This is a genomic window from Alloactinosynnema sp. L-07, from assembly GCF_900070365.1.
In the GTDB taxonomy this organism is placed as follows: Bacteria; Actinomycetota; Actinomycetes; order Mycobacteriales; family Pseudonocardiaceae; genus Actinokineospora.
The window spans coordinates 5,986,423-5,998,625 of the sequence record NZ_LN850107.1; the positions used below are offsets into that span (position 1 = coordinate 5,986,423).

12 protein-coding genes and 1 pseudogene are annotated in these 12,203 nt (G+C 69.8%); 6 read left to right on the plus strand and 7 right to left on the minus strand.

Annotated features, from left to right (window positions below; translation table 11 throughout):
• On the minus strand, positions 1-936 hold the full coding sequence (coaA, locus tag BN1701_RS27235; RefSeq protein ID WP_054053487.1) for a type I pantothenate kinase: 936 nt from the start codon (positions 934-936) through the stop codon (positions 1-3).
• 155 nt (positions 937-1,091) lie between these two features.
• Positions 1,092-1,694: a macro domain-containing protein gene (locus BN1701_RS27240; protein WP_054056165.1), complete on the minus strand. Its 603-nt coding sequence runs from the start codon at positions 1,692-1,694 to the stop codon at positions 1,092-1,094.
• 99 nt (positions 1,695-1,793) lie between these two features.
• On the opposite strand from BN1701_RS27240, the gene pheA reads away from it, so the two are divergent.
• From pheA to BN1701_RS27260, 4 genes are all read left to right on the plus strand, one after another.
• Entirely contained in the window at positions 1,794-2,708 is a 915-nt protein-coding gene (gene pheA / locus BN1701_RS27245) for a prephenate dehydratase (RefSeq protein WP_054053490.1), read from the plus strand.
• Between the two features lie 80 nt (positions 2,709-2,788).
• Positions 2,789-3,382 carry a histidine phosphatase family protein gene (locus BN1701_RS27250; protein WP_231949723.1) on the plus strand — a complete coding sequence of 198 codons (594 nt, stop codon included), beginning with the start codon at positions 2,789-2,791 and terminating at the stop codon, positions 3,380-3,382.
• 124 nt (positions 3,383-3,506) lie between these two features.
• Positions 3,507-4,514 (plus strand): ATP-binding cassette domain-containing protein, encoded by a 1,008-nt coding sequence (locus BN1701_RS27255; protein WP_054056166.1) that lies wholly within the window; start codon positions 3,507-3,509, stop codon positions 4,512-4,514.
• Complete coding sequence (locus BN1701_RS27260) at positions 4,514-5,323, plus strand: ABC transporter permease (RefSeq protein WP_054053495.1); 810 nt, start codon at positions 4,514-4,516, stop codon at positions 5,321-5,323. The genes BN1701_RS27255 and BN1701_RS27260 overlap by 1 nt, the downstream gene beginning before the upstream one ends.
• Here BN1701_RS27260 and BN1701_RS27265 read toward each other — a convergent pair whose 3' ends face one another.
• The 3 genes from BN1701_RS27265 to BN1701_RS27275 form a co-directional block, all read right to left on the minus strand.
• On the minus strand, positions 5,324-6,592 hold the full coding sequence (locus BN1701_RS27265; protein ID WP_082860082.1) for an MFS transporter: 1,269 nt from the start codon (positions 6,590-6,592) through the stop codon (positions 5,324-5,326).
• A 147-nt stretch (positions 6,593-6,739) separates the two neighbouring features.
• The gene (locus tag BN1701_RS27270; protein WP_054053498.1) at positions 6,740-7,291 is read right to left on the minus strand and encodes a hypothetical protein; all 552 of its coding nucleotides are present in this window, start codon (positions 7,289-7,291) and stop codon (positions 6,740-6,742) included.
• Positions 7,288-8,772, minus strand: coding sequence for a hypothetical protein (locus tag BN1701_RS27275; RefSeq protein ID WP_054053500.1), 1,485 nt, complete (start codon positions 8,770-8,772; stop codon positions 7,288-7,290). The genes BN1701_RS27270 and BN1701_RS27275 overlap by 4 nt, the downstream gene beginning before the upstream one ends.
• Before the next feature lie 109 nt (positions 8,773-8,881).
• Between BN1701_RS27275 and BN1701_RS27280 the strand changes: the two genes are divergently transcribed.
• Positions 8,882-9,235, plus strand: coding sequence for a nucleotide pyrophosphohydrolase (locus tag BN1701_RS27280; protein ID WP_054053502.1), 354 nt, complete (start codon positions 8,882-8,884; stop codon positions 9,233-9,235).
• 233 nt (positions 9,236-9,468) lie between these two features.
• On the opposite strand, the gene BN1701_RS27285 is transcribed toward BN1701_RS27280, so the two are convergent.
• Positions 9,469-9,885 carry a hypothetical protein gene (locus tag BN1701_RS27285; protein WP_054053504.1) on the minus strand — a complete coding sequence of 139 codons (417 nt, stop codon included), beginning with the start codon at positions 9,883-9,885 and terminating at the stop codon, positions 9,469-9,471.
• A 572-nt stretch (positions 9,886-10,457) separates the two neighbouring features.
• Positions 10,458-10,577: pseudogene (locus BN1701_RS38335) on the minus strand (helix-turn-helix domain-containing protein); the annotation flags it as partial.
• A gap of 157 nt (positions 10,578-10,734) precedes the next feature.
• On the opposite strand from BN1701_RS38335, the gene BN1701_RS27290 reads away from it, so the two are divergent.
• Positions 10,735-12,156: an AAA family ATPase gene (locus tag BN1701_RS27290; protein WP_197672147.1), complete on the plus strand. Its 1,422-nt coding sequence runs from the start codon at positions 10,735-10,737 to the stop codon at positions 12,154-12,156.
• The last annotated feature ends 47 nt before the right edge of the window (positions 12,157-12,203 follow it).

Here is a 12,203-nt window from a genome sequence, read left to right on the forward strand (position 1 = left end):
TCAGAGCTTACGGAGTCGAACCCGACTGATCCGGTGATCGGAGCCCTTGCGCAGAACCAGGGTGGCCCGCGGCCTGGTCGGCAGGATGTTGTTGATCAGGTTCGGCTCGTTGGTCCGCTTCCACAGCCGCTCGCCCTCCTCCTGCGCCTGCTCGTCGGTGAGCGCGGCGTAGTGGTGGAAGTGCGAGGCAGGATCCGCGAAGGCGGTGCCGCGGAAGGCTAGGAAGCGGTCGATGTACCAGCGCTCGATGTCGTCGGGGTGGGCGTCGACGTAGATCGAGAAGTCGAACAGGTCCGACACCGCCAGCCGCGGGCCTGGCTGCAGGACGTTGAGGCCCTCCACGATCAGGATGTCCGGCCTGCGCACGACCTGTTCCTCGCCGGGCAGGATGTCGTAGGCCAGATGTGAGTAGACCGGGGCGCGGACCTCGTCGGCGCCCGCCTTGACCTCCGAGACGAACCGCAGCAGCGCGCGCCGGTCGTAGCTCTCCGGGAAGCCCTTGCGGCTCATCAGCCCGCGCCGGATCAGCTCGGCCTTGGGGAAAAGGAAGCCGTCGGTGGTTACCAGGTCGACCCGCGGATGGTCCGGCCAGCGGGCCAGCAGGGTGCGCAGCAGGCGCGCGGTGGTCGACTTGCCGACCGCGACGCTGCCCGCGATGCCGATCACGAACGGCACCTTGGTCGCCTCGTGCGCGTCCTCGCCCAGGAACGCCGTGGTCGCCTCGTAGAGCCGCTGCCTGGCCTCGACCTGCAGCGAGATCAGCCGCGACAGGGGCAGATAGACGTCGACGACCTCTTCCAGGTCGACCGGGTCACGCAGGCCGCGCAGCTCGACCAGTTCGGCGAGCGTCAGCGGCAGCGGGGTCGACTCCCGCAGCTGCCGCCACTGCTCGCGGCGGAGTTCGACGTACGGACTCAGCTCGCGCACCCGCGCCATGTCCGACTCCCTGCCGCCGGTGTGAGGACTTAGGCGACAAGGTAGGTGCTCTAGGGGGGTTTCCGCTGTGATGGATTACACCGTTCGAGGGATGGATCGTGTGGTGCACATGACGGCGAAGTGAACCCCGCACCTGTGGTAGGTGACGCTGCGGCTCAGGACTGGCCGAAGACCTCGTCCCAGGCCGCGGCGACCTGACGTGCGCAGACAGCGGGTTCGACGTGCCCTACGCCGGTGCCGAGGCCGGGCATCGCGATGGTCCGCACGGCCGCGCGGACCGGGGTGCCGTCGTCCAGGACGGCGTCGCGCCACAGCCGAAAGACAGCGCGCGCGGCGAGGAACGGGTGGACCGTGTCGGGCGCCAGCACCGTCGACGGCTCGCGCATGGTCGGCGCGCTGATCAGCCATGCGGGCCGCGCGGCACCGGTCGGCACGATCAGCGCCTCGCCGACGGGCAACTCGCCGCCGTGATAGGCCAGCACGGCGCTGCGCACGCTCTGCTCGACGCTGGGGAAGGTCTCGGCGTAGACCGCGTCGATGCCGCCGCGCATCCAGCCGTAGGAGTTGGCGGGCGAGACCACCGCGTCCGCCCCACAGTCCACAGTGGAGCCTCGATGCACGCGCACCGTCGCTCGGTCGGACGCCGCGGTGTCCCAGGCGGCGGCGAGCTGGTCGCTCACCGCGCACAGCACCAGGTCGAGCGCGCCGACGTCCGAACGCAGGTCGGTGGCCCTCCCCGTCTCCGAATCCGCGCTCACGCGTGCCAGCATGGCAGCACGATCGTCGCTGGGTAACCGCCATTTGGCATGTGCCACATCCGCTCATCAGGGCCTGCTCGTCCTGCGTACTGTGGGGCCGTGCCGAGAACCGCCTATTTCGGACCGCAGGGCACCTTCACCGAGCAGGCCGCCCGCGGTTTCGACGAGCGCGCCGAACTGGTCCCGCTGCCCACCATCCCCGAGGCCGTCGCCGCGCTGCGGTCCGGCGCCGTCGACTTCGCCTGCGTGCCCATCGAGAACTCCGTCGAGGGCGCGGTGTCGGCCACCATGGACACCCTCGCCGTGGCCGAACCCGTGGTCGCCGTCGGCGAGCACGTTCTGCCGATCCGTTTCTCCCTGCTCGTGCGCCCCGGCGTGGTGGCCGCCGACATCAAGACCGTCGCCAGCCACCCGCACGCGCTGGCCCAGGTGCGGACCTGGCTCGGCGCCAACCTGCCCGACGCCCGCCAGCTCGCCTCCACCTCGACCGCCGCCGCCGCGGTCGGCGTCCTCGACGGCGAGTTCGACGCCGCGATCACCGCGCCCGTGGCCGCGTCGCACTACCCGCTGACCGTCCTGGCGAGCGACATCGCCGACGAACCCGACGCGGTGACCCGGTTCCTGCTGCTCAGCCGCCCCGGCCAGGTCCCCGCGCGGACCGGCGCCGACCGCACGTCGGTGATCGTCATCGTGGCCCACCGTCCCGGCGAGCTGGCCGCGATGCTCACCGAGCTGGCCTTGCGCGGGATCAATCTCTCCCGCATCGAGTCGCGCCCGCTGCGCGCCCGCTTCGGCGAGTACCGCTTCTACCTGGACTTTGACGGCCACGTCAGCGAGGCGCGGGTCGGCGACGCGCTCGCCGCGCTGCACCGGCGCAGCCAGGAAGTCCGCTTCCTCGGCTCCTATCCGAAATCGGATGGCGCCGCGTCGGTCGCCGCACCGGGCACACTCGACAGCGACTATGACGCGTCCGCGGCGTGGATCGCCACGCTGCGCGGGAAGGAGCTCGGGTGAGCGAGCTTGCGAGCGAACCAATGTCACAGGGTTCAGAGTCGAGCGGTCGCCGAGCGGCCGTCGTGAGTTCCTTAAGGCTGATGCTTGTTAGACACGGTGAGACATCGGCCAACGTCAAGCATGTGCTCGACTCGCGGCCGCCGGGGCCGCCGCTCACCGAACTCGGCCGCAGGCAGGCCGAAGCCCTCGCCGACCGGCTCGCCCACGAGCCCATCGTCGCCATCTACGCCAGCACCGCCATCCGCACCCAAGAGACCGCCGCACCGCTGGCCAAGGCGCACGGGCTGCCGGTCGAGGTGCTCGACGGCGTGCACGAACTCCAGGTCGGCGACCTGGAGGGCCGCAGCGACGCCGACGCCCTGACCGAGTTCGGCAAGGTCTTCCTGCGCTGGACCGCGGGCGACCTCACCCCGGCGATGCCCGGCGGCGAGAGCGGCGAGCAGATCCTGGAGCGCTACCTCGCCGCGATCGACAAGATCCGTGCCGACCACCCGGACGGCCTGGTCGTCGTCGCCACGCACGGCGGGGTGATCCGGCTCGTCGCCGAGTTCATCGCCGACAACGTCGGGCCGCAGCTGGCCAACGCCGGGCTGATCCCCAACACCGGGCACGTGCTGCTGCAGGCCACCGAGCCCGGCTGGCACTGCGTCGAGTGGACCGGCGTCGAAATCTAGTCGCACCGAGGTAAATCGGGCGTGGATTGTCGGCCGGTCGGTCTAGGGTCCGAAAAGCAGGTGTCCCTGGTGGACGCCTCGACCTCGACTCGAAGCCAGAACAATCGATCTTGGAGAAATGCTGATGCCCCCCTCCGCGTCCCGGGTCGCGGTCCGTGCGGAGGCGCTGGTGAAGACCTACGGGTCCACCCGCGCCCTCGACGGAGTCGACCTGGAGATCCCCTCGGGGACGGTGCTGGGCCTGCTCGGGCCCAACGGCGCAGGCAAGACAACCGCCGTGCGCATCCTGACCACCCTGCTCAAACCAGACTCCGGCCGCGCGTTCGTGGCCGGTCACGACGTGCTCGCCGACCCGGACGCGGTCCGCCGCTCGATAGGACTGTCCGGTCAGTACGCCGCCGTCGACGAGAACCTGACCGGCCACGAGAACCTGTACATGGTCGGCAGGCTCTACGGCATGACCAGGCCGGACGCCAAGGCCAGGGCCAAGGAGCTGATCAGCCGGTTCCGGCTGGTCGAGGCGGGCGACCGGCCCGCGAAGACCTACTCCGGCGGTATGCGCCGCAGGCTCGACCTCGCGGGCGCGCTGGTCGCCGAACCGACGGTCGTCATCCTGGACGAGCCGACCACCGGCCTGGACCCGCGCGGCCGGATGGACACCTGGGAGGTCATCGGCGAGTTGGTCGCCGACGGCGCCACCGTCCTGCTCACCACCCAGTACCTCGAAGAGGCCGACCAGCTCGCCGACACGATCCTGGTGATCGACCACGGCAAGGTCATCGCCAAGGGCACCGCCGACCAGCTCAAGAACCGCATCGGCGGCGAGCGGCTGGAGGTCGTGGTCGGCGAGCAGGCCGAGGTGGAGAAGGCCAGGCAGATCCTGTTCTCCGTCGGCTCGGGCGAGCCCGCCGTCGACGAACACCAGCGGCGGGTGACGGTCAAGGTCGACACCGGCCCGAAGGCACTGGTGGAGGCGCTGCGCAGGCTCGACCAGGAGAGCGTCGCCGTGCTCGACGTCGCGCTGCACCGGCCGACCCTCGACGACGTGTTCCTCGCCCTGACCGGCCACTCGGCCGAGGACAAGCCCGCGGCCGACGCCAAGGCCAAGCGCGGCACGAAGGGGGCTTCCTGATGAGTGTGATCACCGCGAACGCCCGCGACAGCGGCGTGCTGACCTGGCGCAACCTGATGAACGTGCGCCGCCAGCCCGACCTGCTGCTCGGCGCGACCCTGCAGCCGATCATGTTCGTGCTGCTGTTCGCCTATGTCTTCGGCGGCAGCATCGGGCAGGACCCGGACGCCTACCGCGAGTTCCTGATGGGCGGCATCTTCGCCCAGACGGTCGCGTTCAACTCCGCGTACACCACCCTGGGCATGGCCGCCGACCTGGAGAAGGGCGTCATCGATCGGTTCCGGTCGCTGCCGATGTCTCGCGCCGCGGTGTTGCTGGGCCGCACCTTCTCCGACCTGGTGGTCAGCGCGATCGGCTTGATCGTCATGTCGGTCTGCGGCCTCATCGTGGGCTGGCGCATCCGCGGCAGCTTCGTCGACGCCGTCCTCGGCTTCGCGATCCTGCTGCTGTTCTCGTTCGCGATGTCGTGGATCGGCGCGTGGATCGGCATGTTGTCGGGCAACGTCCAGGTCGCGCAGAGCGCGGGCTTCATCTGGATGTTCCCCGTGTCATTCGTGTCATCGGCGTTCGTCTCGGCGGCGTCGATGCCGGGTCCGCTCAAGGTCGTCGCCGACTGGAACCCGGTCACCGCGGTCGCCGACGCGGCCCGCGAGCTGTTCGGCAACCCGCGTCCGGGCATCCTGGAGGCCTCGCGGGACAGCTGGCCCGCGCAGCAGCCGGTGCTGTGGGCAGTGCTGTCGTGCGTGATCATCCTGGTGATCTTCATGCCGGTCGCCGTGGCGAAGTACCGCAAGGTCGCGAGCAAGTAGTCAGGCCCGGGCGGTCACCGTGTCGATCTCGGCACGGTGGCCGCTCAGCGCGAACCACGCCCAGGCGGCCAGCGCCAGCTGCGCCGCCCCGGAGATCGCGAACACCGCTCTCGTCCCGAAGGACGCGGCGAGCAGACCGCCGAGCAGGGCACCGACCGGGATCGCGCCCCACACCGCGGTGCGCCACACACCCAGGACCCGGCCGAACAGGTGGTCGGGCACCAGCGCGTGACGCAGGGTCCCGAGGATCACGTTGAGCACGACGACCGCCGCGGCGAACACGCCGAACAGCAGGCTCGCCGCCGCCGGGTCGGCCGCCGACGACATCGCCGCGAACGCCAGCCCGCAGGCCACCACGGCCCCGGTGAACACTGTCCGCCGCGACAGCAGCTGGGTCAGCCGCGGCGCGAAGAGCGCCCCGATGATCCCGCCCGCGCCGCCGACCAGCGCGAACACGCCGAACCCCGCCTCGGTCAGCCGGATGTCCTGCAGCGCGTAGAGCACCAGCAGCGCCTGGGCGAGCTCGGTGGCCAGGGCCATCGCGGCGGCGAAGACGGCCAGCCGGAGCATCAGCGCGTTGCCGCGCAGCCAGCGCACGCCCTCGCCGATCTGCGTCCGCACCGAAGGCGCCGGACCGGTGACCGCGGGCCGGAACCGGCCGCGGATGGCCACCAGCAGCACGGCGGCCACGACGAACCCGACTGAGTTCAACAGGAACGGCATCGCCGCGAACACCGCGAAGGTCAGGCTGCCCAGCGGCCCGCCGAGGAACGTCTGCCCGACGATCTCGACCGACTGGAGCTTTCCGTTGGCCGACTCCAGTCCGTCACGATCGACCACCGCCGGAACCAGCGCCTGCGCCGCGTTGTCCGCGACCGTCTCCACGGCCCCGAGCAGCAAGGCCGTCACGTAGAGCAACCACACTGACGCGGCGCCCGCCAGCACCACCAATCCGAGAACCCCGACGATCACCGCGCGTGACACATTGGCGAGCAGCATCGCCCTTCGCCGGTCCACCCGGTCGATCAACACCCCGCTGAGCGAGGCGAACAGCAGCCACGGCAGGAACGCGGTCGCGGACAACCCCGCGATCAGCACCGGGTCGCGGGTGAGGCTCGCGGCCAGCAGCGGAAAGGCGACCTTGCCGATCCCGTCGCCCAGATTCGACAGCCCGCTGGACCCGAGCAGCCATCGCAGGCGATTGTCCTTGGCCACCCCGTCGCCCCCCACCGGCACGATGGGTAATCGCGCCGAGCCCGTTCCCGCCATGCCGAGGACGCTACTGAGGGTGTGCGCGCGATCACTAGCTCCGAACGGGCGTTGTCCCGGCTCAGCGGCACCACCACTCGTCCGCGCGCACCGAACCCGCTCGGTGAGTGACTGAGCGTAACTCGACGGGCGCCCACCCGCGACTTGTCAGCTACCGCAGGTGAGGTTCAGGTCGAGCCTGCCGCCGGGGGAGTCGCCGCCCGCCGGGCGGAACTTGGTGGCCACGGCGAGCTTGGACTTCTTCACGGTGTAGTCGCCGGGGAGCAGGTCGGCGCGCAGGTCCAGGCCCGCGTCGGTGACCCGCACGGTCGACTTGTCTGCGCCGAAGGACACCACGACGGTCGCCGCGCCCGGCGCGGACACCGTGACCGTGGAGCCGCAGTCGCCGGTCACCTCGGAGTTGATCTCACCAAGGCCGTCGATCACCAGCGACATGGTTCCCTTGGCCGGTCCGGACAGCGCCGCGGCCTGCCCGGCGACGGAGCCGGGGTCGACGGTCCCGGTGATCTCGGGCCGGGCCGTGGGCGGCGGCAGGGCGGTGGCCGCGTTCGGCACGCTGGTCAGCGCCGGGTTCGACGGCGGCGGCGGAACCGACGGCGACCCGGTCACGCTCGGGTCGCCCGCGTCGCCGTTGGGGGTGGTGCACCCACTCGCCGCCAGGATCACCCCGGCGGCGAGCAGACCGAGTCGAGCGATCACGGGACCGTCACCGTGCGGCAGCCGATCACGGTGTCGCCCGCGGCGATGCCGAGGTCGACGCCCCGCACGCACACCTGGTGGGTGCCCGGCGCGACGGAGCGGGTGTGGTCGAACCCGTGGTTGGTGCCGAACCGGCCGTAGCCGTTGGCAAGGTCCGGCCTGCTGACCCCAGCCCAGCCCATGTCGTAGGCGACGCCGTCGATGAGGACGTGGGCGGGCGACTGGTTCGGCGCCAGCTCGGATTCCAGCACCCAGCCGGTGATCCGGATCTTGCCCGCGCTCGGCGTCACCGTGTCGATCGCACCGAACGGCTTCTGCGGCACGTTGAGCGCCTTGCAGCCCAGCAGCGGGTTGGCGTCGCCGTAGCTGACGTTGATCGCGTACGCGCAGACGTTGTACTGCCCGCCGGGCAGCGGATAGGTCGCATCGAAGCCGTGCGCGGAGCCGTACGCCGGGAAGTGCTGGCCGATATCGGGCCGGTTGACCGCCGACGGGCCGAGGTCGAAGCCGCCCCCGCCGATGTAGAGGTGGGTCGTCACGGGACCGGTGGTGTCCGGGTCGATGACCCAGCCCTGGGACCGCAGCACCATCTTCTCGGTGTCCACACCCGCGACGTCGAACGAGCCGAACGGGTTGTGCTCGGCGGGCCGGGGGATGCGGCCGGACGGGAACAGTTTCTGCACGACCCGGGTGACCGAGGTCTTGGTGTGCTCCCAGCCGGGCCCGGTGCCCTCCTGGCCGAGCGCGATCACGATGTAGCGCGCGTCGGCGCCGACGATGCCGGTGGAGTGGATCGTGCGCACGTTGTTCATGCAGCACATCCAGCCCTGCTTTACCCCGAGCACCCCCTCGCCCGGCAGCCCGTCCGGCAGGCCCATGCGCTGGTAGAAGCCGTCGGTGCCGTTGGCGGTGTAGCCGCGCAGCTGGGCGATGATGTAGTCGATCAGGAAGCTCGGCAGCCCGCCCGCGCCGCTGAGCATGCGCTGGTAGTAGAGCGTCAGGTCGAACGAGGTGACCTGGGTCAGCCCCCACCACGGCGCGCTCGCGGGCGGCTGGATCTCGTTGAGCCCGTAGCGCGCCTTGATGCGGTTGACGATCGCGGGACCGCCCTTGGTCGACCAGAAGCGGCTCGCCGCCGGGTCGTCCGACGACCGCAGCATGACGCTGAGCTGCTGCCAGTCGTAGTCGGAGAGGACGAACTCGCCACGCCACGCCCGGTAGAGGACGTCGTCGGCGATGAACAGCTTGACCAGCGACGCCGACCCGAACCGCGCGTGCGCCATGGACCCGTTGTCGCGATACTCCCCGGTGACCCGGTCCATATAAGAGATGGCGACGGTGGTGTTGCGACCGGAAGCGTCGGACCAGGCCTCCTGCACCCGCTGAGCCATGTTCTCGTGGTGCGCTTCGGCGGGACCGACGACGACTAACGCGGCACCGAGCGCCACCACGGCGCTGACGATCTTCAGCCAGGTCTTCACGATCTGCCTCCCCCAAGGACCCTGTGACGGTAGTGAGACTGGCATAGGTGTCGGCGGGCAGGAACCGCGACCCACGGATTAGTGGTTGTCCGCCTGCGAGACTGACCAGGTGACGCTTGAGGAACTGGCCGAACGCCAGCGCGCTTTCATCTCCGCCCGAGACTGGGATCCCTTCCACACCCCGAAGAACTTGGTCATGGCGCTGACGGGGGAGGTCGGCGAACTGACGGAACTGTTCCAGTGGCTCACCCCGGACCAGGCCGCCCGCGCGGGTCACGACCCTGAGCTGCGCCCCAAGGTCGCCGACGAACTGGCCGACGTGCTGCTCTACCTGGTCCGCCTGGCCGACACGCTTGATGTCGACCTCATCGAGGCGGCCAACGCCAAGATCGACCGCAACGAACACCGCTTCCCCGCCGCCGCGGGCCGCTCAGCCCTGCGCCGCGTCCCGAAGGAGCAATAGTCTCCACCCGACGTGTCAGATCCTGTGTCCGTGGCGAAGAACGTCCCAAGCCAGTCGGGCGTCTTCTGTCCAAGCTCCGGCACCGGCCTGCCAGGCGGGATGGTTTGGTTCGTCCAACACAGAGACCTGCTCAAAGTGCCCTTCGGGAGAGCCGGGACCTAGTCGTGCCAGCACGTCGTCGGGATCGTCGATCAAAGACACAAGGAAGGTGATGTCGGTCAGGTGTCGCGATGTCACTGCTTCGGCGGGTCTGCTGCGTTGATGCGCCGCGTATGCGGCGCGTTTGAGGACCAAGGCACGCGGGAGATCGGGCACTGCGACGGCCGCCGTGCGGCCGTTCTGTGGGTGGATTCCGGTGGGCTGTCTGGGGCGACGCGGTAGCCGAGCCTGCTGCGAACGGCGACCGCGTCCTTCAACGCTGACGGCAGCACCTCGATGTTCATTAGTACGTCGACGTCGCGGGTGACGCGGACGGGCTGGCGTCCGGCGGCGGCCCCGTGTAGGTACACCATGACCCCGCCGATCACGACGTGATCAGAGGGAAGACGCTCAGCAAGGGTGAACAGGCTGGGCCAGAGCGATTCATCGAGCACCGGTGGCAGTTCGGCGGCGCCGATCATGGGAACGTCCGGCCACCGATCGGTGGTCATGAATGGCTCCCTGTTCGCGGCGTCAGCAGTTCTCGGGCCCCCAGCGTCCCACGATCATCTCCGTGGTCGAGCAGATCGGCGGCGGCCGCGGCCACGAGGACTAGGCCCGTCCCGATGATGGTGTCCACCGCCAGGTCCGGCAGATCTGAGGGGAGAACCCGAAGAATTGTGTTGGGCTCGTCCGGTCGCCATCCGATTCCGCGCAGCCCGCGCAGCTGTTCATATGTCGCGGCCGTCAGGTAGAGCTCAAGCGTTCCAGTAGTCGGGACCACTAGCGGTGCGCCGTGTGCGACAGCCGCCTCAGCGCCGCCTATGGCGACGCCGGGTAGTGCCCGCGCCCGTTGTTGGACTCCGGCGAGCATCCGTACTCGGTGGACCGCCGCTCGATTCACCAAGAGTCGTGGCCAGTGGTTCAGCGGGCGGAGTGCGTACTTGCGGGCACGGGTCAACTCCGAGGCAGCGACCCAGTTCGGTCGCGTTCCAGACGCCAGTGACAGCACCGCCCAAGCGGTGCGTGATGACCACGGTCTGCCCGCCTGGGACGCCACCACCCGCACCCGCCGCGCCACTGACTCGGCACGGACCAAGACTTCTCGGCCCAGCTTGGTCGCATCGAGATCGCCTGCCGCCACGAGCTCACGGACACGCGAAGGGGACACGCCCAGCTCCCGCGCCGCGGCGGGCACCGACATCCATCCGCGAAGTTGCTCGTCCAGTCCAACCACCTCTTATCTGGGCCTATATACACAATACCCTATTCCGTGGGGGGTATTGTGTAAGCGACAGCGAGGTCGGCGACCTGACGGAGTTGTTTCCCAAAGGAGCAATAGTCTCAATTCTGATACTCTCATGAGTGAGACTATCAAGAGTGAGGGTATTGTGAGCTTCGTCGGGCGGAAGCAGGAACTGGCCCAACTGGCGGCCGAATTGGCCGTGGTCGGCGAGTCGGGCCGCTGCCTGCTGCTCCGCGGCCGTCGTCGGGTCGGCAAGTCGAGGCTGGTCGAGGAGTTCATCGACCGTGCCGGGGTTCCTTCGGTCTTCTACTCGGCGTCCGGCGGACCGAGTGATCGCGAGCTGGCGCAGTTCGCCGACGAGGTGCTCGCCTCGGACCTGCCCAACCGGAGCTTGTTCGCCGATGTCGGGCTCCACTCGTGGGACGCGGCCCTCCGGCTGCTGGCTGAGGCGGTGCCCGCGACCGAGCCCAGCGTCGTCGTGATCGATGAGCTGCCCTACCTGGTGGTGGCGGATCCCGCGTTCGAAGGCACGTTGCAGCGGGTGTGGGACCGAGTGCTCTCGCGCAAACCGGTGCTGCTGATCCTGGTGGGTTCTGACCTGTCGATGATGGAGGCGCTGAACACCTACGGCAGGCCGTTCCACCAGCGTGGGACCCCGTTCGTGCTGTCCGCGCTCAACCCGGCCGAGGTCGGCGAGATGCTCCACCTCGATGCCGCGCCCGCGTTCGACGCCTACCTGGTGACCGGCGGTCTGCCGCTGGTGTGTGCGGAGTGGCCGCGCGGCGCGTCGGTTCGGGAGTTTCTCTCGCAGTCCCTCGGACGGCAGACTTCCGCGCTCACCATCTCCGGCGAACTGGCGTTGGCGGCCGAGTTCCCCCCGCAGGCCGACGCCCGACGGCTGATGTCGGCCATCGGGTCGGGGGAGCGGACGCGGGCGGCGATCAGCCGTGCGGTCGAGGCGCCGCAAGCGTCGGCGGACCGCGCGCTGAAGCTGCTGATCGAGAAGCGGGCCGTGGCCGCCGACCGGCCGTTGTCGACCAAGCCGTCGAAGGAGACGCGCTATCGCATCGCGGACCCCTACCTGCGGTTCTGGCTCCAGTTCATCGATCCGCACCGTGAGGAACTGGCACGTGGCCGCGGCGATCGGGTCCTCGATCGACTCGACACCTCGTGGACGACTTGGCGGGGTCGGGCGATCGAGCCGGTCGTTCGCGAGGCGTTGGCCCGGTTGCTGCCCGGCACCGACCCGCTGGTCGTCGGTGGGTATTGGACCCGGTCCACCGACGTGGAGGTCGACCTCGTCGGCGCGGACCGCGGGCCGGTGGCCAAGCGCGTCGCCTTCGTCGGCTCGATCAAGTGGTTGGAGCGCCGCGCGTTCGATCATCGGGATCTCGCCGCGCTGATCGCCCACCGAGACCGGGTTCCCGGGACTGACGAGGACACGCCGTTGATCGTGGTCAGTCGTGCGGGCAATCGGGTGGACGACGCGGTGTCGCGGGTCTACGGGCCCGCCGACCTGCTCGCCGCCTGGGGATGACAGCTGGGTTGGCCGTATCCCGCGCCCCCTCGGCGCGGGATACGGCC

Excerpts from the sequence above, each read along its gene's own strand:
- BN1701_RS27265 (WP_082860082.1), bottom strand. The coding sequence starts at position 6,592 with ATGGCGGGAACGGGCTCGGCGCGATTACCCATCGTGCCGGTGGGGGGC.
- coaA (WP_054053487.1), bottom strand. The coding sequence starts at position 936 with ATGGCGCGGGTGCGCGAGCTGAGTCCGTACGTCGAACTCCGCCGCGAG.
- BN1701_RS27250 (WP_231949723.1), top strand. The coding sequence starts at position 2,789 with ATGCTTGTTAGACACGGTGAGACATCGGCCAACGTCAAGCATGTGCTC.
- BN1701_RS27290 (WP_197672147.1), top strand. The coding sequence starts at position 10,735 with ATGAGTGAGACTATCAAGAGTGAGGGTATTGTGAGCTTCGTCGGGCGG.
- BN1701_RS27260 (WP_054053495.1), top strand. The coding sequence starts at position 4,514 with ATGAGTGTGATCACCGCGAACGCCCGCGACAGCGGCGTGCTGACCTGG.
- BN1701_RS27285 (WP_054053504.1), bottom strand. The coding sequence starts at position 9,885 with ATGACCACCGATCGGTGGCCGGACGTTCCCATGATCGGCGCCGCCGAA.
- BN1701_RS27255 (WP_054056166.1), top strand. The coding sequence starts at position 3,507 with ATGCCCCCCTCCGCGTCCCGGGTCGCGGTCCGTGCGGAGGCGCTGGTG.